This is a genomic window from Chryseobacterium jejuense, from assembly GCF_017877355.1.
GTDB lineage: Bacteria > Bacteroidota > Bacteroidia > Flavobacteriales > Weeksellaceae > Chryseobacterium > Chryseobacterium jejuense_A.
Map to the genome: position 1 here is coordinate 71,122 of NZ_JAGIPR010000016.1, position 21,678 is coordinate 92,799.

20 protein-coding genes and 1 tRNA gene are annotated in these 21,678 nt (G+C 36.0%); 14 read left to right on the top strand and 7 right to left on the bottom strand.

Going from position 1 to position 21,678, the window contains the following annotated elements:
- The first annotated feature begins 111 nt into the window (after positions 1-111).
- On the top strand, positions 112-975 hold the full coding sequence (locus J2772_RS22710) for an AraC family transcriptional regulator (RefSeq protein WP_209920916.1): 864 nt from the start codon (positions 112-114) through the stop codon (positions 973-975).
- A 164-nt stretch (positions 976-1,139) separates the two neighbouring features.
- On the opposite strand, the gene J2772_RS22715 is transcribed toward J2772_RS22710, so the two are convergent.
- On the bottom strand, positions 1,140-1,694 hold the full coding sequence (locus J2772_RS22715; protein ID WP_209920978.1) for a thioredoxin family protein: 555 nt from the start codon (positions 1,692-1,694) through the stop codon (positions 1,140-1,142).
- Positions 1,695-1,957: 263 nt separating this feature from the next.
- On the opposite strand from J2772_RS22715, the gene J2772_RS22720 reads away from it, so the two are divergent.
- The 4 genes from J2772_RS22720 to J2772_RS22735 all read left to right on the top strand — a co-directional run bounded on the left by J2772_RS22720 (position 1,958) and on the right by J2772_RS22735 (position 8,962).
- Positions 1,958-2,581, top strand: a complete 624-nt coding sequence (locus tag J2772_RS22720; RefSeq protein ID WP_245365306.1) for a TetR/AcrR family transcriptional regulator — start codon at positions 1,958-1,960, stop codon at positions 2,579-2,581.
- A gap of 370 nt (positions 2,582-2,951) precedes the next feature.
- Positions 2,952-4,112, top strand: a complete 1,161-nt coding sequence (locus J2772_RS22725) for an efflux RND transporter periplasmic adaptor subunit (protein ID WP_209920919.1) — start codon at positions 2,952-2,954, stop codon at positions 4,110-4,112.
- A gap of 38 nt (positions 4,113-4,150) precedes the next feature.
- Positions 4,151-7,336 carry an efflux RND transporter permease subunit gene (locus tag J2772_RS22730; RefSeq protein WP_209920922.1) on the top strand — a complete coding sequence of 1,062 codons (3,186 nt, stop codon included), beginning with the start codon at positions 4,151-4,153 and terminating at the stop codon, positions 7,334-7,336.
- 213 nt (positions 7,337-7,549) lie between these two features.
- The gene (locus J2772_RS22735; protein WP_209920925.1) at positions 7,550-8,962 is read left to right on the top strand and encodes an efflux transporter outer membrane subunit; all 1,413 of its coding nucleotides are present in this window, start codon (positions 7,550-7,552) and stop codon (positions 8,960-8,962) included.
- 76 nt (positions 8,963-9,038) lie between these two features.
- Here the strand turns inward: J2772_RS22735 and J2772_RS22740 are convergent, their stop codons facing one another.
- Together J2772_RS22740 and miaA are read right to left on the bottom strand one after the other, a co-directional pair.
- On the bottom strand, positions 9,039-9,671 hold the full coding sequence (locus J2772_RS22740) for a SixA phosphatase family protein (protein ID WP_209920928.1): 633 nt from the start codon (positions 9,669-9,671) through the stop codon (positions 9,039-9,041).
- A 145-nt stretch (positions 9,672-9,816) separates the two neighbouring features.
- Entirely contained in the window at positions 9,817-10,728 is a 912-nt protein-coding gene (gene miaA / locus J2772_RS22745; RefSeq protein ID WP_209920931.1) for a tRNA (adenosine(37)-N6)-dimethylallyltransferase MiaA, read from the bottom strand.
- Positions 10,729-10,823: 95 nt separating this feature from the next.
- Here miaA and J2772_RS22750 point away from each other — a divergent pair, with 95 nt between their 5' ends.
- The 3 genes from J2772_RS22750 to nadA all read left to right on the top strand — a co-directional run bounded on the left by J2772_RS22750 (position 10,824) and on the right by nadA (position 13,441).
- A complete protein-coding gene (locus tag J2772_RS22750) occupies positions 10,824-11,681 on the top strand; it encodes a YicC/YloC family endoribonuclease (protein ID WP_209920933.1) in 858 nt (285 codons plus the stop codon).
- A gap of 70 nt (positions 11,682-11,751) precedes the next feature.
- Positions 11,752-12,315, top strand: a complete 564-nt coding sequence (gene gmk, locus J2772_RS22755) for a guanylate kinase (protein ID WP_209920936.1) — start codon at positions 11,752-11,754, stop codon at positions 12,313-12,315.
- Positions 12,316-12,421: 106 nt separating this feature from the next.
- Positions 12,422-13,441, top strand: coding sequence for a quinolinate synthase NadA (nadA, locus tag J2772_RS22760; protein WP_209920937.1), 1,020 nt, complete (start codon positions 12,422-12,424; stop codon positions 13,439-13,441).
- Positions 13,442-13,496: 55 nt separating this feature from the next.
- Here nadA and J2772_RS22765 read toward each other — a convergent pair whose 3' ends face one another.
- From J2772_RS22765 to J2772_RS22780, 4 genes are all read right to left on the bottom strand, one after another.
- Entirely contained in the window at positions 13,497-13,700 is a 204-nt protein-coding gene (locus J2772_RS22765; protein ID WP_209920940.1) for a bacteriocin-like protein, read from the bottom strand.
- A gap of 41 nt (positions 13,701-13,741) precedes the next feature.
- A complete protein-coding gene (locus J2772_RS22770; protein WP_209920944.1) occupies positions 13,742-13,954 on the bottom strand; it encodes a hypothetical protein in 213 nt (70 codons plus the stop codon).
- A 37-nt stretch (positions 13,955-13,991) separates the two neighbouring features.
- Positions 13,992-14,162 carry a bacteriocin-like protein gene (locus J2772_RS22775; RefSeq protein ID WP_209920947.1) on the bottom strand — a complete coding sequence of 57 codons (171 nt, stop codon included), beginning with the start codon at positions 14,160-14,162 and terminating at the stop codon, positions 13,992-13,994.
- 72 nt (positions 14,163-14,234) lie between these two features.
- Positions 14,235-14,429 (bottom strand): bacteriocin-like protein, encoded by a 195-nt coding sequence (locus J2772_RS22780; protein WP_209920950.1) that lies wholly within the window; start codon positions 14,427-14,429, stop codon positions 14,235-14,237.
- 333 nt (positions 14,430-14,762) lie between these two features.
- Here J2772_RS22780 and thrA point away from each other — a divergent pair, with 333 nt between their 5' ends.
- The 6 genes from thrA (at position 14,763) to J2772_RS22810 (ending at position 21,541) form a co-directional block, all read left to right on the top strand.
- Positions 14,763-17,213 carry a bifunctional aspartate kinase/homoserine dehydrogenase I gene (gene thrA, locus J2772_RS22785; RefSeq protein WP_209920953.1) on the top strand — a complete coding sequence of 817 codons (2,451 nt, stop codon included), beginning with the start codon at positions 14,763-14,765 and terminating at the stop codon, positions 17,211-17,213.
- Positions 17,214-17,224: 11 nt separating this feature from the next.
- Positions 17,225-18,160 carry a homoserine kinase gene (locus J2772_RS22790; RefSeq protein ID WP_209920956.1) on the top strand — a complete coding sequence of 312 codons (936 nt, stop codon included), beginning with the start codon at positions 17,225-17,227 and terminating at the stop codon, positions 18,158-18,160.
- Positions 18,161-18,166: 6 nt separating this feature from the next.
- Positions 18,167-19,471, top strand: a complete 1,305-nt coding sequence (thrC, locus tag J2772_RS22795) for a threonine synthase (protein ID WP_209920960.1) — start codon at positions 18,167-18,169, stop codon at positions 19,469-19,471.
- Between the two features lie 3 nt (positions 19,472-19,474).
- Entirely contained in the window at positions 19,475-19,843 is a 369-nt protein-coding gene (gene folB, locus J2772_RS22800) for a dihydroneopterin aldolase (protein ID WP_209920963.1), read from the top strand.
- Positions 19,844-19,878: 35 nt separating this feature from the next.
- Entirely contained in the window at positions 19,879-21,243 is a 1,365-nt protein-coding gene (locus J2772_RS22805) for a DUF4403 family protein (protein ID WP_209920966.1), read from the top strand.
- Between the two features lie 227 nt (positions 21,244-21,470).
- Positions 21,471-21,541 (top strand) — tRNA-Cys (locus tag J2772_RS22810).
- Positions 21,542-21,678 lie beyond the last annotated feature (137 nt).

Here is a 21,678-nt window from a genome sequence, read left to right on the forward strand (position 1 = left end):
TTTGCGGCTAAGATAGAAGCATTTCTGTTCACAATAATTTAACACAATAAATCAATATTTGAACAATATTAATATAATTAGTATTTTTAGTGATTAAATATGATTAATTAAATGAAAGTTACTTTTGAAAGAGTAATTCCCAATGAGAAAAGCTCATTTCGTACGATTCATAATAACTCTCCTATTTCAGAATTCAAATGGGAATATCATTATCATCCGGAAATAGAGCTTGTATGTGTCATTTCCGGGAGCGGAACCCGTCACGTTGGTTATCATAAAAGTAATTATACTCATGGTGATCTGGTTCTGATTGGTTCCAATATTCCACACTCAGGATTCGGGTTAAATTCTATTGACCCGCATGAAGAAATTGTCCTTCAGTTCAAGGAAGAGATTCTCCAGTTTCCCCCGCAGGAAGTAGAAGCCAGATCCATCAAAAATCTGCTTGAACTTTCAAAATATGGGATTCATTTTCATCATAAAGTGAAAAAGGCCCTACTTCCGAAATTAAAGCTAATGCTGGAATCGGAAGGCTATAAAAGATATCTGTTGTTGCTTGAAATTCTTTTCGAATTATCAAAGTGTAAAGACTATGATCTTTTAAATAAGGAAATCATGCCCTACACTATCATCTCAAAAAATAAATCCCGTCTTGAAAATATTTTCACTTATGTAGAACATCATTACGACAAGGAAATTAATATTGATGACGTTGCAAAGCTCGCCAATCTCACACTACCTGCCTTTTGTAATTTCTTTAAAAAAGCAACCCAGATCACCTTTACAGAGTTTGTAAATCGATATCGAATCAATAAGGCCTGTTTGCTGATGGCTCAGGATAAATCTATTTCTGAATGTAGTTATCATTGTGGTTTTAATAATGTGACCTATTTCAACAGGATGTTTAAAAAGTATACAGGAAAGACACCTTCAGAGTTTATTAAAGATTATGCTCATAATAAGGTGAATGTGTAAATTTCCCACAGATCACGGATTTCCCAGATATTTGCGTTATAAAATCATCCTAGAATTATATAGCATCAAAAAAATCTGCGTAATCACCAAAATCTGTGGGAAATAAAAAAGCTGCCCTAAAAAGAACAGCTATATATTATAACAAATAAGAACCGATGACGGAACTATTTCCATTTAATATTACATCCCATACTTGGTCTCTGAATTTCTTCCTGTGGTTCTCCTGCTAAAAGGTTTTCAAAAGCAATAATCAGATCCTCTCCGGTGACATCCTTATTATTCCCGGGTCTTGATTCATCCATCTGACCTCTGTATACAAGATCCAACTTATCATCAAAGAAGTAGAAATCAGGAGTACATGCAGCATCATAAGCTTTTGCAATAGTCTGGCTCTCATCAAATAAATAAGGGAAATCAAATCTTCTTTCGATCTGGAATTCGATCATTTTTTCAGGAGAGTCATCCGGATATTTTTCAATATCATTAGCATTGATCGCGATGAATTCAATTCCTTTTTCATTGTAGTCTTCATACAATTCATTGATTTTATCAATTACATGAAGAACAAACGGACAGTGGTTGCACATGAAGATAACCAATGTTCCTTTTTCTCCTTTCAGTTCTTCTAAAGACTGAAGTTCATTCGTTTTTGACGGGTTTGGAAGCTCAAAAAACGGAGCTTTTGTTCCTAATGCCAACATATTGGAGGGAGTATTCATATCCTTTTTCTTTAGTTTCACAAAGATAGAAATTTCTTTCGTTATATGGTAAGGAAGATGGGAACTGGAAGACGGAAGTTATTCTTCGCAATCTATTTATCGAGTAAGGCTATATACTTTATTAATTTTTACAATAATTTTAAAATTATACACTGAAGCCCTTTCCTACTCTCATTTTTTCATCTTCCAACCATTTTAAACAACCTTCTTTTTTAACAAAAATGAAAATAACGTTTGGAAGATATCTTTAAAAGTTTGTAGTTTTGCTAACACTGTTAGAAAAGAATATCATGGGCTTACATGAACGTCGTCAAAGAGAAAAAGAATCCATCCGTGCAAGTATTTTGCAGGCGGCATTCACTTTGGCTAAATCTGAAGGCTGGGCATCACTTTCCATGCGTAAAATAGCAGACGCTATTGAGTACAGCGCACCGGTGGTGTATGATTATTTCGAAAACAAGGATGCTATTCTATTTGAAATTTCATTAGATGGCTTCCACAAATTACATATAGAATTATTAAAGGCACAACAAAAATTTGACACACCTGAAGAGCAGCTTGTTGCTGTTGTAGATGCTTATTGGAGCTTTGCTTTTAATAATAAGGAATATTACCAACTGATGTTTGGTCTGGGAATGCAGTGTTGTGGAAAAGGGCAGATGAAAAAGGAGTTTTCCTCATTCCAGGAACTGATTTATGAATGTACTTATAACATTATTGAGAAAAACGGTTCGAATACAGATAATGCATGTCATATGTCTCATGCTCTGTTTTCAGCGGTACATGGAATGATTTCCATTATGATGATGCGTACAGGAGATATCCCGTCTACGATGAATAAATCGACTTTGGATGAAACTGTTTCATCTTTTATTAGGTCTTTATAATATTTTTTTGAACTAAAATTAACGCCGTTAGGAAATTTAACACTGAATTATAGCATTCAACTGTTGATTCCTGGTTAAAAATAAAAACTATTGATGCAAAACTCTATTTTGTTTAATTGTTAAAGGTATTTATTTTTTCTTTTAATATTAACACTGTTAGCAAAATTAACACATATTACACCTCACATCTTCATATACTTAAATACATTAAAAACATTTTTCAATTATGGAAACAATCGATCTGATCGGACATTAAAAATTCTGTTATTTTTTTTGAACTAATTATTAACACTGTTAGGAAAAAAAACAGCATTTATTAAAGAAAAACATTACTTAAATCTCACACTTCATTAAAAAAATTAAACTAACAATGAAAATACCTGGAAAAACAAGGTTTATTGTACTTATTTCAAGTATAATTCTTTTACAGAGCTGCACCAAAGCTGCAGAAGGATCTAATAATGCGCCGCCAGCTCCTGAACTTCCGGTTTATACCGTTATCACCTCTCCTGCTACCACTTATCAAGAGTTCCCGACTGCTTTGGAAGGAAAAAACAATGTGGAAATCAGATCTCAGGTTGATGGATATCTTGATAGAATTTATGTAGAGGAAGGCGCCTATGTAAGAGCCGGACAACCTTTATTTAAGATAGATTCAAGAAGTTATGGCGAACAGATGAATATGGCTCAGGCTAATCTTCAGGCAGCCAATGCCAATATACAGAAAGCTAAAGTGGAAGTCGACAGGCTTCAGCCTTTAGTTGCTGCAAAAGTAGTTTCTGATGTACAGCTTAAAACAGCAAAAGCTAATTATGAAGCTGCTGTAGCTGCCGCTGCACAGGCCAGAGCATCAGTTGGAAGCGCCAAAATAAATGTAGGATTTACTACCATTACAGCACCGGTAAGCGGTTATATAGGAAGAATCCCTTTCAAAAAAGGAAGTCTGATCTCAAGAACTGATCCTAATCCTTTGACTTTATTATCAGACATCAGCGAAATTTATGCGTATTTCTCTTTAAGTGAACTTGATTTTATTGCTTTCCAAAATAAATATCCGGGAGCTACTTTAGAAGAAAAACTTAAAAATATGCCAATGGTAGACCTGGTCATTGCTGACAACAGTACTTATCCTGAAAAAGGAAGATTAAGTATTGTAGACGGACAGTTTGATAAAACAACAGGAGCCATTAGTGTACGTGCTGTTTTCCCTAATACCAGCGGAGCATTGAGAACTGGAAATACAGGAAGAATACGCATGCCGCAACTGATTTCAAATGCAGTGGTTATTCCGCAGGAATCTACTTTCGAAATTCAGGATAAAACGTATGTCTATGTAATGGATAAGAATAAGAAAGTAACCGGAAAACCTATCAAAATTTCTGGAAAAACAGACAGTTATTACTTTATCTCTGAAGGGCTTTCACCGGGAGAAAAAATTGTCTACACAGGAATCGGAAATCTGAAAGATGGTGCTTCTATCAAACCTAAAGCTATTTCCTCAGACAGTTTATTGAGAGCAAAACCTTTGTAAATATTCTGAAACGGAAGACTTAAAAAAATAAACTTCTTATGTTAAAACAATTTATAGAAAGACCGGTACTTTCAACGGTCATCTCCATAATACTCTTATTATTGGGAGCCTTGTCTCTCTTTAATTTGCCTATTGCCCTCTTTCCGGATATTGCCCCACCAAGTGTTCAGGTGACGGCTTTTTATCCGGGAGCGAATGCTGAAGTAGTGGCCCGTTCTGTTGCCACACCTATTGAGGAAGCAGTAAACGGGGTTGAGAACATGACCTACATGACTTCCAACTCCAGTAATGACGGTACCATGACGCTAAGCGTTTTCTTTAAGCAGGGATCTGATCCTGATAATGCTGCCGTAAACGTACAAAACCGTGTTTCCAAAGCAATGAGCCAGCTTCCTCAGGAAGTGGTACAAGCCGGAATTTCCACTCAGAAAGTTCAAAACAGTATGATCATGTTCATGGGATTATCCAGTGATGATCCAAAACAATATGATGAACTTTTCTTACAAAACTACCTTAAGATCAACGTGATTCCACAGATCCAGCGTATTCCCGGGGTTGCACAGGCTCAGGTTTTCGGAACTAGAGATTATTCCATGAGAATCTGGCTAAAACCGGATAGACTGGCTGCCAACAATCTTTCTCCACAGGAAGTTTTGAATGCCATTAAAGACCACAACCTTGAAGCTGCTCCGGGACGTCTTGGACAGGGAAGTAAGGAAACTTACGAATATATCCTTAAATATAAAGGAAAGCTGAACAAAGGTGAAGATTACGAAAGCATCGCCATCAAAGCAAATAGTGATGGATCTTTCCTAAGATTAAAAGATGTGGCAAGAGTAGAATTTGGTTCTTATACCTATACAGCAACAAACAGAGTAGACGGAAAACCGGTTGCCGGATTTGCCATTCTTCAAACAGCAGGTTCCAATGCCAATGAGATCCTTACTGAGATTGAAAAACAGGTAGACCAGTTCAGCACTACCCTGCCTAAAGGTGTGAAACCAATTATCATGTATAATTCTAAAGATTTCCTTGATGCTTCTATTCATCAGGTAGTGGAAACTTTAGTAATCGCTTTCATTTTGGTATTTATTGTAGTATTTATTTTCCTTCAGGATTTCAGATCTACTTTAATTCCTGCAATTGCAGTACCCGTAGCAATTATCGGGACCTTCTTCTTCCTTCAGTTATTTGGCTTCAGTATTAACATGCTTACCTTATTTGCATTGGTACTGGCCATTGGTATTGTGGTAGATGATGCTATTGTAGTGGTAGAAGCCGTCCATTCCAAAATGGAACAAACAGGGATGCCTGTGGAACATGCCACCATGAACTCTATGAGTGAGATCTCAGGAGCCATTATTTCAATTACGTTGGTGATGTGTGCGGTATTTATTCCGGTTGGGTTTATGCAGGGGCCTGCAGGGGTATTCTACAGACAATTTGCCTTTACACTGGCGATTGCCATTATGATTTCAGCAGTTAACGCATTAACTTTAAGTCCTGCATTATGTGCCTTGTTCCTAAATGATCCTCAGGGAGAACATGGTGAACATGGTCACAAAAAAGGTTTTGGAGCAAGATTTTTCAATGCATTTAATGCCAGCTTCAATAACATGACCAAAAAATATATTTACAGCCTTAAGTTTTTAATCAAAAATAAATGGGTAGCTATTGGAGGTCTTGTTGTGATTACTGCCGCTAGTATTTTTATGATTAAAAAGGCTCCTTCAGGATTTATTCCGACGGAAGACCAGGGGTTTGTATTATATGCAGTTAATACTCCTCCGGGAAGTTCACTGGAAAGAACACACAGAGCCACGGAACAGATTGACAAAATCATTAACGGAGAAAAAGCAACCAATCACCTTTGGGTAGCTGATGGAATGAACTTTATCAGTAATGCGAATGCTTCACCTTATTCTGCAGGTTTCATCAAGCTTAAAGATTATGACAAACGTGGAGACATGAAAGATCCGGATCAGATTGCTGCTGCCTTAACAGGAAAAGTAAGTCAGGTAAAAGATGCCAATGCTTTCTTCTTCAACTTCCCTACCATTCAGGGATTTGGTAACGTTTCCGGTTTTGAATTTATGTTGCAGGATAAAACCAACGGTTCTTTTGAACAATTGGGAACAACAACTCAACAATTCATTGGTGAATTAATGAAGCGTCCTGAAATTGCGTTTGCCTTTACAACGTATGCAGCCGGAAACCCGCAATATACTATTGATGTAGATACAGATAAAGCCAATCAGTTAGGCGTTTCTGTAACCGAGTTAATGCAGACCATGCAGATTTATTACGGAAGTAGTTTTGTTTCGGATTTCAACAGATTTGGAAAATACTACAGGGTAATGGCTCAGGCAGATATTCCTTATCGTACAGACATAAACTCTCTGGAAGGTATTTATGTAAAAAATAAATCAGGAGAAATGGTTCCTGCGAAAACATTGGTAACTTTAAAAAGAACCTTTGGGCCAGAAACCGTAACCAGAAACAATCTTTTCAACGCAGTAACCATTAATGGTACTCCAAAACCTGGATACAGTACCGGAGATGCTATCAAAGCTGTTGAAGAAGTAGCTAAACAATCACTTCCGAGAGGCTATGGTTATGAATGGACAGGAATTACCCGTGAAGAGATCAAAACAGGAGGACAAACCACTTTCATTTTCTTATTAAGTATCTTATTCGTCTACTTCCTGTTAGCTGCTCAATATGAAAGTTATATTCTTCCGTTTGCCATTATCTTGACTATTCCAACAGGAATATTCGGGGTATTTGCCTTCACAGGGCTGGCAGGAATTGATAATAACATTTATGTACAGGTCGGATTAATCATGCTAGTCGGGTTATTGGCTAAAAATGCCATCCTGATTGTAGAATTTGCCGTACAGCGAAGAAAAGCAGGAAGATCATTAATTGAATCTGCCCTTCAGGCTTCAAGATTACGTTTAAGACCAATCCTGATGACCTCTTTTGCTTTCATCGTAGGGATGCTTCCATTGGTTTGGACGCAGGGAGCTTCTGCAAAAGGAAATCACTCCATTGGTTACAGTACTGTGGGAGGAATGCTTACAGGAGTGGTATTCGGGATTTTCATTATTCCGGTAATGTATGTGGTTTTCCAATATCTGCATGAAAAAATGCCAAGCAAAAAGAAAAAAAGACTTCTTAAAAAGCAGATGGAAGAAGAACTTTTAGCTTCAACTATTAATTAAATAATACAAAAAGAGAGATTTATAAACCACATAAGATTTTAGAATAGCACTTAAGTGATTTTTAAGTTAAAAAAAATCTGCATAAGAAGTACACATAAGTTTTGAAAATTTCCAGTTTTCTTATTCAAAAACATCTGTGTAAATCTGTGTAATCTATGGGAAACAATAAACCTCAACATTGTTTAATTCATTAAAGTCTATTAAACAAAAACTATGAAAAGACTAAAAAATATTATATTAACATTCGCCATAGCTTTAGGATCTGTTTCGTGTGTGTCAAAACTGGCATACACGGAGCCGGATCTTCCGCTTCCGGAAAAATTCCAGTACACAGCCACAGCTGATACAGCAAGCATTGCCAATCTGGAATGGAAACAGTTTTTCAATGACCCAATTCTACAAGGATTGATTGAAAAAGGGATTAAAAACAATTATGATCTTCAAATTGCCTTAAAACAAGTGGCTTCTTCACAGGAAAAACTGAAACAGGCAAAATATATGCAATACCCTGATGTTGGCTTTGGAGTAGCGGCTCAGATTTCTAAGCCATCCAAAAACAGCATGAACGGGCAAAGCTTAAACCTATTTTTAGGACAAAGCCATGTTGAAGATTATAATGCAGCTTTCAATTTATCATGGGAAGCTGATATCTGGGGGAAAATTAAAAACCAGCAGGAAGTTTCCAGAATGCAGTATCTGCAGACGTATGAAGGTTCCAAAGCCATCCAGACTCAGGTTGTAGCAGCTATTGCTCAAGGATATTACAATCTTTTGATGCTTGATAAACAATTAGCTATTGCAAAATCTAATTTTGAACTAAGCAGCAATACCTTAATGATTACCCAAAAAATGTGGGAAAGTGGTGACACAACTTCATTGGGTGTTCAACAGGCAAGTGCTCAGAAACAGGCCACTGAACTATTAATTTCCCAATTGGAGCAGAACATCGCTATTCAGGAAAATGCATTGAGTATTTTGGTTGGAGAAACCCCTAATAAAGTCAACAGAACTCTTGAAATGTCTGATACTTCCCTACCTCAGAATATCATGGCAGGTCTTCCTGCAGCCATGGTAAGCCGCAGACCGGATGTACGTCAGCAGGAACTTGTTTTACTTGAATCTAATGCTATGGTAGGAATTGCTCAGGCCAATATGTACCCCGCTTTAAAAATTACAGCCAATGGCGGAGTGAATTCATTCAAATTTGATAACTGGTTTCAGATTCCTGCCTCATTATTTGGATCTGTTTTAGGAGGAATTACCCAGCCTATTTTCCAGAAAAGACAATTGAAAACAGATTTTGAGGTGGCTAAAATTCAAAGAGAGAAAAATGTATTGGCATTCCGTCAATCTGTATTGAATGCTGTAGGTGAAGTTTCCGATGCTTTGGTTTCTAATGAAAATCTGAAAGTTCAGGAACAAAAAGCAACTGAGCAAACTACTACATTGAAAGATGGAATTAAAAGTGCACAACTTCTTTACAGAGGAGGCTCAGCCAATTATCTTGAAGTAATTACCGCACAGGGAAATTCACTTCAGGCCGAGTTGAATCTTGCTTCCATTAAAAGACAGAGATTAAGCAGCATTGTAGATTTATACAGAGCGCTGGGCGGCGGTTGGAAGTAGTAAATTAAATTATATTGTTACATGCAGTCCTTTTTCAGGACTGCATTTTTATGTAGGTCTATGATGTGCTGATATATCAGGGTGTACTTTGTCCATATTTTTTTTGAACCGCAAACACAGATCCCGCCGTAAAAGAGTTTTTTGTAACAAATATATTATCAAACTGTGTCTCACTAATCGTCACATTCAATGTATTATTACTCAACACCTTTACCATATCAGGAACGGTATTAGAATGGCCAACAATAACAACAACTTTTCCTTGATTTTGCGCTAGAATGCTGTTAATAAATACTTGAGTAGCAGCAATGGTGGCAGTAGGTATATATTCTTTAATCGTAATTCCTTTGCTCACCGCTAGTGGACTGGCTGTTTGCCTTGTACGGTTATATGGGGTTGTATAAATATTATCTATATGAACATTCTCAAGTAAACGTTTTAATTCATTGGCCCTGAGCTTACCGGCACTCGTAAGATTAGGATCAGTTCCAAAGTTTTCTTTTTCTGCATGCCGCAACAGAATACATACCGTTTCTGTACTGCTGATTTCTGAAGGAAGGGGAATTCCTAATGGATTTTCAGTACGGCTGGCTGAATTCACAACACGATTTTCAACAGCAGCCTGTTGATTTTCCTGACTGGAAACTCTTTCACAACTGGTGAAAAAGACTATCATGGATGTCAAACCCGAAATAATTAGTTTCTTCATAATTGTTTTACGTTGTGTTTAAAAATCTCTTAAATAATCAATAAGGAAATTTAGTCTAAAAAACCAATATAAAGCGGATTACGAAAAAAAATAATGATTATTTCAATAGTATATGAAGCATTTCTGTAAAATCCATATTATGCTATTATTTATTTTGAATAGAAAGAAATTCAATTAAATTATTGAAATCATTTTGAGTGTAACCTAATGATAAATAGTAAATATCATTGGCTTTTCTATACCAGGTCAGCTGACGTTTAGCATACCTGCGGCTGTTTTTTTTAATTTCTGACACCGCAAAATTCAGATCCCATTCTCCATCGAAATATTTGAATAATTCAGCATAACCCACTGTATTCAACGCAGTCAATCCTTTGAATTTTTCCAAACCTTTCACCTCATCCAAAAGCCCTTTTTCCATCATGATATCAACCCTGCGGTTAATTCTGTCATATAATTCTTCCCTTGGGGCTTCAATTCCGATTCTGATCACATTAAAATCTCTGGAATCCTGAGAAACAGCAATCTGTTCAGAATATTTTTTACCGGTTTGCCAGATCACATCAATAGCCCGTAAAAGTCTTCGGTGGTTGTGAACATCTACTACTTCAAAATATTCAGGATCCAACTCCTTTAAAATTTCCTGAAGTTTTTCTACTCCTTCTTCTTCCATTATTTTTTGAAGCTTTTCCTGATTATCAGCATTGGCTTCAGGTAAATCATTCAGACCTTCAATCACAGCTTTTTCATACATCATGCTTCCACCAACGAGAATTACGGTGTCATGATGTTGGAAAAGTTCATTGAGTTTTTTCAGAGCATCTTCTTCATATTGCCCAATAGAATAGTATTCTTCTACGGATAGATTTCCGATAAAATGATGAGGTGCTTCAGCCAATTCCTCATCAGAAGGAGCCGCTGTTCCAATTTTCATTTCCTTAAAAAACTGTCGGGAATCACAAGAAACAATTTCGGTATTGAAATGTTTTGCCAGATCAATTGCCAGTTTTGTCTTCCCTATTCCGGTGGGTCCTACTACAGAAATCAGATTTTTCATCGGTGCACATTCATTATTTTATCCGTAAAATAGAATCTTTTACAGATTTCACTGTGCTAATTTAAATGTTTATCTTTGTAGAACAATAAAAAACTATGATTTTATCAATGACTGGCTTCGGTAGAGCCGAAGATGTTTTTGAAGGAAAAAAAATAACAATAGATATTAAATCACTGAACAGCAAGAGCTTTGATTTAAATATCAAAATTCCTTTACGTTATAAAGAAAAAGAATTTGAGATCAGAAAAATTCTTAACGATAGAATTATCCGTGGAAAAGTTGACTGCTACGTCAATATTGAAAACCTTGAAGAATCTAATGATGTAAAAATCAATAAAGGTTTAATTGATTCCTACATCAATGAACTTAAAAATATTGCATCTGATGGTCCTAATTTCGAATATCTGAAAATGGCAGTAAGACTTCCGGATGCTATCACCTCAAGACCTGACGAACTTACAGAAGGCGAATGGGAAGCATTAGCAAAAATCGTTAATGCTGCAGTAGATCGTTTTGAAGAATTCAGAAAAACTGAAGGCAGTAATTTACATGAAGAGCTTAACAGAAATATTCAAAACATTGATAAGTATCTGAGCGAAGTAATTCCTTTCGAAGAAGAAAGAATTGTGAGTGTGAAAGAACGTTACCAAAAGTCTCTGAAAGAATTCGAAAATGTAGATGAAACACGTTTCTATCAGGAAATGGCTTACTTCACAGAAAAATTGGATATTTCAGAAGAAAAAGTAAGACTTACTCAACATTTGAAATATTACAAGGAAGTAATGGACAACGAATCTTTCAATGGTAAAAAACTGGGCTTTATTTCTCAGGAAATCGGAAGAGAGATCAATACATTAGGTTCCAAAGCCAATCATGCCGAAATTCAAAAGCTTGTAGTGAAGATGAAGGATGATCTGGAGAAAATTAAAGAACAAACGTTAAACGTATTATAGACAATAGACCTATAGACAAAAGATGATGAGATGCTGTCTCATATCTCTAATCTAAAAATCTCTAATCTAAATGGATAAAGTAATTATATTTTCAGCACCGTCTGGAAGCGGAAAAACTACATTGGTAAAACATTCTCTGGAAACTTTCCCGGAACTGGAATTTTCAATCTCGTGTACTACAAGACAGCCAAGAGGAAGTGAAGTACATGCTGTGGACTATCATTTTTTATCACCTGATGAATTCAGACAGAAAATTTCAGAAAATGCATTTGTAGAATATGAAGAAGTATACACTGATAAATATTATGGAACTTTAAAATCTGAAGTAGAAAAGATCTGGAATCAGGGAAAAGTTGTTATTTTTGATGTAGACGTAAAAGGAGGAATCTCCCTGAAAAAATACTTCGGAGAAAAGGCTTTGTCTATTTTTATAGAACCGCCCTCCATTAAAGAACTGGAACGAAGATTGATTTTAAGAAACACGGATGATGCAGAAACCATCAAAACCCGCGTTGAAAAGGCTGAAGAAGAAATGTCTTATGCCAGCGAATTTGACAGGATCGTAATCAATTCCGATCTTGATGAAGCTAAAAAAGAAATAGAAAGTTTAATAAAAAGTTTTATCAATAATTAATGGACAGAAGATGGAGGTCAGAAGATGGAAGTGATATACTTTCGTCAAAATCTAACTTCTAATTTCTAACCTCTAACTTTTGATAATAAAAAACATTAAGGTTGATATGAGTACCGAAACATTAGAAAAAGCTAAATCTGCGATTCCTGTAAAAGGATTCCTGGATATAAAAGATATAGCGATTCCTCAGGGAGAAGAATTGGTAAAAGCCATTCTGAAGCTTAAGGAAGAGAAAAATGCTGTAATCCTTGCCCATTATTACCAACCGGGAGAAATTCAGGATATCGCTGATTTCCTTGGAGATTCTTTACAGCTGGCAAGACAGGCAAAGGAAACCAACGCTGATATGATTGTATTCTGTGGAGTACATTTCATGGCTGAAGCTGCAAAAATTCTTAACCCAACTAAAAAAGTAGTTCTTCCTGATACGATGGCTGGATGCTCTCTGGCAGACGGATGTTCAGGAGAAGGTTTGAGAAAAATGCGTGAACAACATCCTGACGCTTTAATTGCCACTTACATCAACTGTAACGCAGAAACCAAGGCAGAAAGTGATATCATCGTAACAAGTTCAAATGCGGAGACAGTAATTGAAGCCCTTCCTAAAGACAGACCAATCATTTTCGCACCGGACAAAAACCTTGGAAGATATTTATCTAAAAAGACAGGCCGTGATATGATCCTTTGGGACGGAAGCTGTATAGTACATGAAGCATTTTCAATGGAAAGAATTGCTAAGCAACTTGCAGACAACCCAGATGCAAAATTAATTGCACACCCGGAAAGTGAAGAAGCTGTTTTAAAATTAGCACACTTCATTGGCTCTACTTCTGCTCTATTGAATTATGTAGAAAAAGACGATTGCCAGAAGTTCATCATTGCAACAGAAGAAGGAATTCTTCACGAAATGAGAAAACGCGCACCACACAAGGAATTGATTCCTGCATTGGTTTTTGATGAAAGCTGCAATTGTTCAGAATGTTTCTATATGAAACGTAATACAATGGAAAAATTGTATTTATGTATGAAATATGAACTTCCTGAGATCCTAATCGACGAAGAGCTAAGATTAAAAGCACTGAAACCTATTGAGGCTATGCTTGATCTTTCTAAAAGTATAAAATAAACAAAAGCACTGTAATTTTTACAGTGCTATTTTATTTCTTGATTAATCAGATCTATTAAGATACTCCACCATCCATGCATTCCATACTTACAATTACACATGCCTTGCAATATAAAGGAAGTGCCTGATAAGCGCTGCATGGAGCATCATTAGGTCCAGTTCCATAAGTTGTATGCTGTGGACATCTGCTACAGTTTGATCCTATTGAACCGTTTACTCCTCCAAGTTCGTTTCTGTTTAATTTCTTTAAATTTTTCATGGTTGTTTTAATTTTTTGATGTTATCAAATAGTAGTTTTATCTAGTTCCCGAAATAATCAGAATAGTCTGGGCCATAGCAATCTGCACTTACATCCACACAGTTTCTGCAATTAGGAGATAATGCCCAAAAAGCCATACAGCCATTAGTATATTCTGGACCATCTCCATAATTACCACCTGTTGGACATCCTGCACAACCAGACATTCCTTTACCATTGATATTTTTTAATTTTATTCTTGATAATTTTTTCATACTAAAAAGATTTTGAATGATTATAATTCGATTCAAATTACAGCTTTGGAGCATAACATTTTCCACCAGGCTTCAGCCAACATCCCCATTTACCTCCTCCCATAAAGCATACAAGCTGCTCACTACCGCATGCTTCAATCTGGATCTGTGTGGCACCGCCACTAATGCTTTTCTTTTGGTCTCTTGATAATTTTTTCAATGTTTTCATAATATTTTAATTTTAAGATGATAAACAAAAAGCAATGTTATACAACAATGCTCTTCTATTATTAATACGGAATTAATATGGACCTATACAATCCATACTTACCAGTACTCTTTTTTTACAGCACTCTGGTAGCCCATGATAATCTCCACATGATCTTGGTTCATTCGGACCATAAGGCCCAACAGGACAGTTTTCAAAACAATCCCAATTCCCTCCACCATTAATTGATTTTAAATATTCTCTTTTAATTTTTTTTGAATTTTTCATTGGATTTTCATTATAGTTAGTTGTATAAATATAAAGTTTTTAATTAATTACACAAAATATTTCTCTAGAAAAGGACTTATTAATTTATTATTTTAAAACTTTGCTATTCCAAAATAATTTGTACATTTGTTTCGTTACAATGAGTTTTTTAAGAAACATATCTGATATTTCTATCCTGAAGTCACCTATTTCAGGAGTATCTTCTGTTTCTACCTTCACAACTACAACAACTACCCCATAAAGGGGTAAATTTTCACATATTATTTCCGGCACCCTATACTTTTTTTTCAAAGAGTAGCTCTCTCACTTTATCTAACCTCAAATAAATAATAGATGAAAATCTTAAAATTCGGCGGAACATCAGTCGCCAATTCTCAGAATATCCTGCTTGTGGAAGACATTATCAAAAAAGAGTCTTCTAAAAACAATGTTGTAGTCATTGTATCAGCACTTCATGGAGTAACAGATCTTCTTATTAACGCTGCGGAATATGCTTCCGTTAAAAATGAAGATTATCTCCGGCTTCTTAAAAATGCAGAAGAAAAACATTTAAACCTTGTAAAGGAACTAATTCCTGTTTTAGAACAAAGTTCTCTGCTAAGTTTTGTGAAAAAACATTTCAATGATCTGGAAGATCTGTACAACGGAATTTTTGTTCTTGGTGAACTTACTCCAAGAATCAAAGATAAAATTGCTTCGTATGGAGAGTTTTTGTCATCCAGCATTATTTCAGCCAGACTTCAGCATCAGGAATTGGATTGTCTATGGATGAATGCTGCAGAACTCATCAGAACTGACAGTAATTTCACCCATGCAAAAGTGAATTTCAATATAACTGAAGATAGCTTTAAAAATTATTTCAACAAGCATCAGAGCCGTATCTTCATTGGTCCAGGTTTTATAGCCAGTGACGAAAAAGGTCGTACCACCACATTAGGCCGTGGTGGTTCAGATTACACTGCTGCTATTATTGCTGCTGCCATACAAGCGGAAGAGCTTCAGATCTGGACTGATGTTAGTGGGATGATGACCGCCGATCCCCGTCTGGCTTCTCATGCAAAACCTATTTCAGAAATTTCCTATCATGAAGCTATGGAGCTTTCCCATTTTGGAGCAAAAGTTATTTATCCACCATCCATTCAACCTGTGATGGTAAAAAATATTAACCTTAAAATTAAAAATACTTTTGATCCGGAAGCACAAGGAACATTGGTTTCCCACAATCTGAATATTTCAGAAAATGAACAACAGCAGGTAGCCGTTGGGGTTTCAAATATGGGTAATATTGCTCTTCTTACTTTAGAAGGCAGTGGAATGGTAGGAATTCCCGGTATTTCTGCAAAACTTTTTCAATGCCTGAGCCAGGAAAAAATAAATGTTATTCTGATTACACAAGGGTCTTCGGAACATTCCATTACAATAGCTATTCATGAAAAAGATATACTAGCTGCGAAAGATGCCATCAACGCTTCTTTTGCAGATGATATTAATTTAAAAAGAGTAGCTCCTGTCAAAATTGAAACTGATCTTTCTATTGTAGCCTTAGTAGGAGAAAATATGAAAAGCAGAAGTGGCGTAAGTGCGAAGATGTTTGGATGCCTGGGGAATAATGGAATCAATATCAGAACGATTGCACAAGGTTCTTCAGAAAGAAATATCAGTGTGGTTATTGCTGAAAAAGATGCCAGAAAAGCAGTCAATGTCCTTCACGAAGAGTTTTTTGAATCAGAAATAAAACAGATCCATCTTTATATCTGTGGAACAGGAAATGTAGGTAAAAAATTGATTCAACAAATCTATGACCAGAATCAATATCTAAAAGAAAATCATTTTATTAATTTAAGAATTGCCGGCCTATCCAATAGCCGAAAAATGATCTTTACAGACAAAGGGATCTCCGAAGAAGAATATATGAATTGGGATGAATCTGGTCTTGAAGCTTCAGCTCAAAAATTTGCAGAAGAAATCATTGCCCGTAATCTAAGAAATTCTGTTTTTGTAGATATTACTGCCAGTGCTGAAATTCCGGCAGTATATGACAGTTTGTTAAAAAGAAGCATCAATATTGTGGCTTGTAATAAAATTGCCGCTTCATCAGATTTTGAGAAGTATAAAACATTAAAAAATACCGCCAGAAATCATAACTGCAGTTTTCACTTTGAAACGAATGTAGGAGCCGGGCTTCCAGTAATAGGAACCATTAATGACCTCATCAAAAGTGGTGATAAAATAATGTCCATTGAAGCTGTTCTGAGCGGAACATTAAATTTTGTATTCAATACTTATGACGGAAGCAAAGCATTTTCTGAAGTTGTAGCTCAGGCGCAGAAAGAAGGCTATACAGAACCGGATCCAAGACTGGACCTCTCAGGAACAGATGTCGCCAGAAAAATTTTAATACTTGCCAGAGAAGCCGGATATCCACTTCAGTTTGAAGAGATTGAAAATATAGGTTTTCTGCCTGAAGCCTGTATGGAAGGAAGTGTAGAACATTTTTATGAAAAGCTTACAGACTATGAAAGTCATTTTAAATCTTTATTTGACAATGCTCAAAAAGAAGGAAAAATATTGAAGTATACTGCAGAATTTAAAGATGGAAAAGCTAAAGTAGGTTTACAGCATGTAGCTCCGGGAAGTGATTTATTCCACCTTTATGGAAAAGATAATATTGTCATTTTTAAAACCTTAAGATATTCCGAGCAGCCATTGGTAATAAAAGGTGCCGGTGCAGGAGCTGAAGTAACAGCCAGTGGGATTTTCGCAGATATCATCCGTTCAATTTAAAAACAAAAAATATGAAAAAAGTAAAATTAAAAATCCCGGCTACTGTAGCTAATCTGGTATGTGGATTTGATATTCTGGGAATGGCTGTTCATGAACCGTATGATGAGATGGAAATCCGGTTACTGGAAACTCCGGAAGTTATCATCAAACATCAAGACTCTTTTGGCCTTCCTGAAGAACCTACTCAAAATGTAGCTGGTGTGGTACTTTTAAAAATCCAGGAGTATTTCAACCTAAAAAATGGCTTTGAAGTCATTATTCATAAACATATAAAACCTGGAAGCGGGCTCGGCTCCAGCGCGGCTAGCGCCGCGGGAGCCGCCATGGGTGCCAATATTGTATTAGGAAATCTTATGTCAAAGGATGAAATGGTACATTTTGCCATGTTTGGAGAAGAACTTGCTTCCGGGGTTCGTCATGCAGATAATATTGCCCCATGCATCTATGGTGGAATCACTTTGATAAAATCTGCTGATCCAATTGATATTATACCGTTGAACACCCCTGATTTATTTGTTGCCGCCGTACATCCTCAGGTTGAAGTCAAAACTTCCGATTCAAGGCAGATTTTAAAGAAAAATATTACGTTGAAAAGTGCGGTTGAACAATGGGGAAATATTGCAGGATTGGTAGCCGGTATTCAGAAAAATGATTTTTCCCTGATTGGCAGAAGTCTCAACGATGTCATTATAGAACCTGTACGAAGTATTTTAATCCCAAGATTTGATGAAATTAAATCAAAGAGCCTTCAGATTGGAGCATTGGGAGGTGGTATTTCAGGATCAGGACCATCCATTTTCATGCTGGCAGAAAAAAAAGAAACAGCAGAAAAGATTGCTGCTCTGATGAAAGCTATGTATACCGAAATCAATATCGATAACTTCGTTTATGTCTCAAAAATAAATCCGACAGGAATTGAAATCATTGAAGAACCAAAACTAGATTAAAAACAGATGAAATATTATAATTTAAAAGACAGTGAAGAAAAAATTGATTTCAGAGCTGCAACAATAAAAGGACAGGGAAAAGATAAAGGATTATTCTTTCCTGAAAGCATTCCGGTATTCGATGAAGAATTTATTCGAAACCTCCATCAATATTCTGATGAAGAGATTGCTTATCAATGTATGAAAGATTTTATGGGAGACGAAATTCCTCCGGAAATACTCAGAAAGATTGTTGCAGAAACCATTAGTTTTGACATTCCTTTGAGAAAAATCAATGATGATATCTCTATCCTGGAGCTATTCCACGGTCCTACTCTAGCTTTCAAAGATATTGGTGCAGGGTTTATGAGCAGATGTTTGTCTTATTTTTTAGAAGACCAACAAAAACAAGTTACCGTTTTAGTCGCTACTTCCGGAGATACCGGAGGAGCTGTTGCCCATGGATTTTACGATCTTCCGGGCATTGAGGTTGTTATTCTTTATCCTAAAAACAGGGTAAGCCCTGTTCAGGAAAAACAGCTAACAGCATTGGGAAAAAATATTTACGCGCTAGAAGTTAATGGTAGCTTTGATGATTGCCAAAGTCTGGTAAAACAGGCTTTCTCCAATGAGGAAATCAACAATAAATTATTTCTGACATCTGCCAATTCTATTAATGTTGCCAGATGGCTTCCACAGCAGCTCTATTACCTGTTAGCATTAAAACAATGGCAGCAAACAGAAAGTGTGGCTCCTGTCATCTGTGTTCCAAGTGGAAATTTCGGAAATATCTGTGCTGGAATTTTGGCACATCTCCGCGGTCTTCCTGCAGAACATTTTATTGCTGCATGCAATGCTAATGATGTGATTCCTGAATATTTAAAAAGCCGGAATCTTAACCCTAAAAAAGCCGTAGCTACCCTATCCAATGCCATGGATGTAGGGGATCCAAGCAATTTTGTCAGAATACTTGAACTTTTTAACAATGAATTTGATCCTTTGAAAAATAAAATTTCCGGGTATTCCATTGATGATCAAAAAACCATGCAGACGATTACAGAGGTTTATAACAGAAAACATTATATCCTGGACCCACACAGTGCTGTAGCTTTTGCCTCTCTTGAACTGTATCTTAAAGAAAATCCGGGCAAAAAAGGATTCATTCTCGGAACAGCACATCCTGTAAAATTTCCTGATGCCGTAGAAAATGCCATCAAAACAGAAATTGAAATTCCTCAATCTCTGAGCGCTCTGATGAAAAAGGAGAAAAAAACTATAGAAATAAATTCAGATTTTGAAGAATTAAAGCGATTTTTGCTTGATAAAAATTAAGCAATGAGTAAGATATATCTTGAAGATGTAAAAATATATGCCTACCACGGGGTTTTACCTGAAGAAAATATTATTGGTACCTATTATATTTTAAATGCAGAACTTCATACCGATTTGTGGAAGGCTGCAGAATCCGATGACCTGAATGATACCATAAGTTATGCAGATATCAATGATATTATTCATCAGGAAATGGAGATCAAATCTAAACTGCTGGAACATGTTGCAGGAAGAATTATTTCAAAAATACATAACCGTTTTCCACAAATCGACTATATTAAGCTTAAACTTACCAAAATAGCACCGCCTATGCAGGGCGAGATGAAAGGGGCAAGCATTGAACTGGAAAAAAGCTTTAAACCGGAAAATTAAAATCCTTATTTTTATTTCATTAAAAAAATACAAAATTGAAATTCATTAAAATATTATTTTTAGTAGCATTCATCAATGCTTTCGGTCAGACAGGTGTTGATAATCAATTGGCAAGTTATAACTTTCCAAAGATCAAATCCAGCATTACCATGCCGGTAACCATTCCTCTTTCGGAGCTTAGCAATATGGTAAACGCCTCTGTAAAAGATCTTATCTATCAGGACGATTCTTATACAGATAATAATAATGATCAGTTTAAGGTAAAAGTCTGGAAAACCAGACCTATCCGCCTGGTAGGCGGAACCAGTCAAAACCTTCTGATTGAAGTTCCATTAAAGATCTGGGCCGAAAAAGGAATTGGAACTCTTGGAGTGTATTCCTATCAGAATACCACTTTTGAAACGGTAATGTCTTTCAATACAACCGTTACTTTTAAAAACAACTGGACGATTACCACCAATACTCAGCCCAACGGCTTCCGATGGGTAACAAAACCCGTATTGGACTATGGCAGAATACAAATTCCGATAACCCCTATCGTTGAAAAAAGTTTGAAAGAACAACAGGAAAAATTCTGTAAAACCATCGATCAGCAAATGGCTACTCAGCTGAATTTCCAGCAGTATGCTGTTATGGCGTGGAATACCTTTGCACAGCCCTTCAATATTTCAGAAGAATATAACACATGGCTGAAAGTAAGCCCGGTTGGCGTTAATATCGCACCATTAAAATTCTACGGAAATCAGATCAATGCAACTCTTGGAATCGATATTTTCTCAGAAACATTTACTGGAAATAAGCCCGCTGTTTCTCCCACAGTAACTTCAGCAGCCAATTTTAATTTCTCTCCTACTCTTGCTGATAAATTTGTGCTACAGACAACAGCTAATATTCCTTTTACGGAAGCCAGCAATATGGCCAGAAAAACTTTCTTGAATAAGGAATTTGACATTAGAGATTCCAAAGTAAAAGTAACAGATATTAGAGTGTACGGTGTAGATAACAGAATTCTCATTGAAGCACAGACAGAAGGCTATATCAAAGGAACTGCTGTTATTTCAGGAATACCAGTATATGATGAAATCAAAAGAAAAATTGTCTTATCTGACACCAAATTCAAACTGAAAACAATGAATATTCTTCAAAAAACAGCTTCTCTTCTATTTCAGGGGAAAATTGTGAAGATGATTGAAGAGGAATACGGAATTCCAACTCAGGAACTGGAAGAAACATCTAGAAAAAGTATTGAAGAAGCCTTCAATAAAGAATATTATAAGGGACTAAAGATGAGTGGAAAGGTATTTAACCTGAAACCAAGCAAAATCCTTCTGAACAGTACAGGAATTACAGCTGTTATTGATACCAATGCTACTTTAAAACTTCTTGTCAACGGATTCTAAAACTAAAAAAATCTTACCAGATACAACTTTCTTGATGCTTTATATTTTCTCAGACTCAATGAGGTCTTAATAACTTGAGAAAAACGAATAATTAATAGTAAAAATTATAAGTCTGAAAAACAGACTAAAAGCAAAAAAACCAGTCTAGGAAAGTAAAAAATTACATAGAAATTTTGGTTTGTATAGAAATTTAGCTATATTTGCACACCTCAAAAATGGTAAGACATGGTACTTTGGCCGAGCGGCTAGGCAGTGGTCTGCAACACCATCTACAGCGGTTCGAATCCGCTAGGTACCTCTTTAAAACCTCTAAATTTTATTTAGAGGTTTTTTTATTGTTTGTCTCGTCCTGAAAAAAGTTGACTATAAAATCATAAAAACAGTCACTCTTATGGATTCAAAAAAAATAGCATTCCCTGTACAGGAATACAGCGA

Excerpts from the sequence above, each read along its gene's own strand:
- J2772_RS22710 (WP_209920916.1), top strand. The coding sequence starts at position 112 with ATGAAAGTTACTTTTGAAAGAGTAATTCCCAATGAGAAAAGCTCATTT.
- J2772_RS22715 (WP_209920978.1), bottom strand. The coding sequence starts at position 1,694 with ATGAATACTCCCTCCAATATGTTGGCATTAGGAACAAAAGCTCCGTTT.
- J2772_RS22725 (WP_209920919.1), top strand. The coding sequence starts at position 2,952 with ATGAAAATACCTGGAAAAACAAGGTTTATTGTACTTATTTCAAGTATA.
- J2772_RS22730 (WP_209920922.1), top strand. The coding sequence starts at position 4,151 with ATGTTAAAACAATTTATAGAAAGACCGGTACTTTCAACGGTCATCTCC.
- J2772_RS22735 (WP_209920925.1), top strand. The coding sequence starts at position 7,550 with ATGAAAAGACTAAAAAATATTATATTAACATTCGCCATAGCTTTAGGA.
- J2772_RS22740 (WP_209920928.1), bottom strand. The coding sequence starts at position 9,671 with ATGAAGAAACTAATTATTTCGGGTTTGACATCCATGATAGTCTTTTTC.
- miaA (WP_209920931.1), bottom strand. The coding sequence starts at position 10,728 with ATGAAAAATCTGATTTCTGTAGTAGGACCCACCGGAATAGGGAAGACA.
- J2772_RS22750 (WP_209920933.1), top strand. The coding sequence starts at position 10,824 with ATGATTTTATCAATGACTGGCTTCGGTAGAGCCGAAGATGTTTTTGAA.
- gmk (WP_209920936.1), top strand. The coding sequence starts at position 11,752 with ATGGATAAAGTAATTATATTTTCAGCACCGTCTGGAAGCGGAAAAACT.
- nadA (WP_209920937.1), top strand. The coding sequence starts at position 12,422 with ATGAGTACCGAAACATTAGAAAAAGCTAAATCTGCGATTCCTGTAAAA.
- J2772_RS22765 (WP_209920940.1), bottom strand. The coding sequence starts at position 13,700 with ATGAAAAATTTAAAGAAATTAAACAGAAACGAACTTGGAGGAGTAAAC.
- J2772_RS22770 (WP_209920944.1), bottom strand. The coding sequence starts at position 13,954 with ATGAAAAAATTATCAAGAATAAAATTAAAAAATATCAATGGTAAAGGA.
- J2772_RS22775 (WP_209920947.1), bottom strand. The coding sequence starts at position 14,162 with ATGAAAACATTGAAAAAATTATCAAGAGACCAAAAGAAAAGCATTAGT.
- J2772_RS22780 (WP_209920950.1), bottom strand. The coding sequence starts at position 14,429 with ATGAAAAATTCAAAAAAAATTAAAAGAGAATATTTAAAATCAATTAAT.
- thrA (WP_209920953.1), top strand. The coding sequence starts at position 14,763 with ATGAAAATCTTAAAATTCGGCGGAACATCAGTCGCCAATTCTCAGAAT.
- J2772_RS22790 (WP_209920956.1), top strand. The coding sequence starts at position 17,225 with ATGAAAAAAGTAAAATTAAAAATCCCGGCTACTGTAGCTAATCTGGTA.
- thrC (WP_209920960.1), top strand. The coding sequence starts at position 18,167 with ATGAAATATTATAATTTAAAAGACAGTGAAGAAAAAATTGATTTCAGA.
- folB (WP_209920963.1), top strand. The coding sequence starts at position 19,475 with ATGAGTAAGATATATCTTGAAGATGTAAAAATATATGCCTACCACGGG.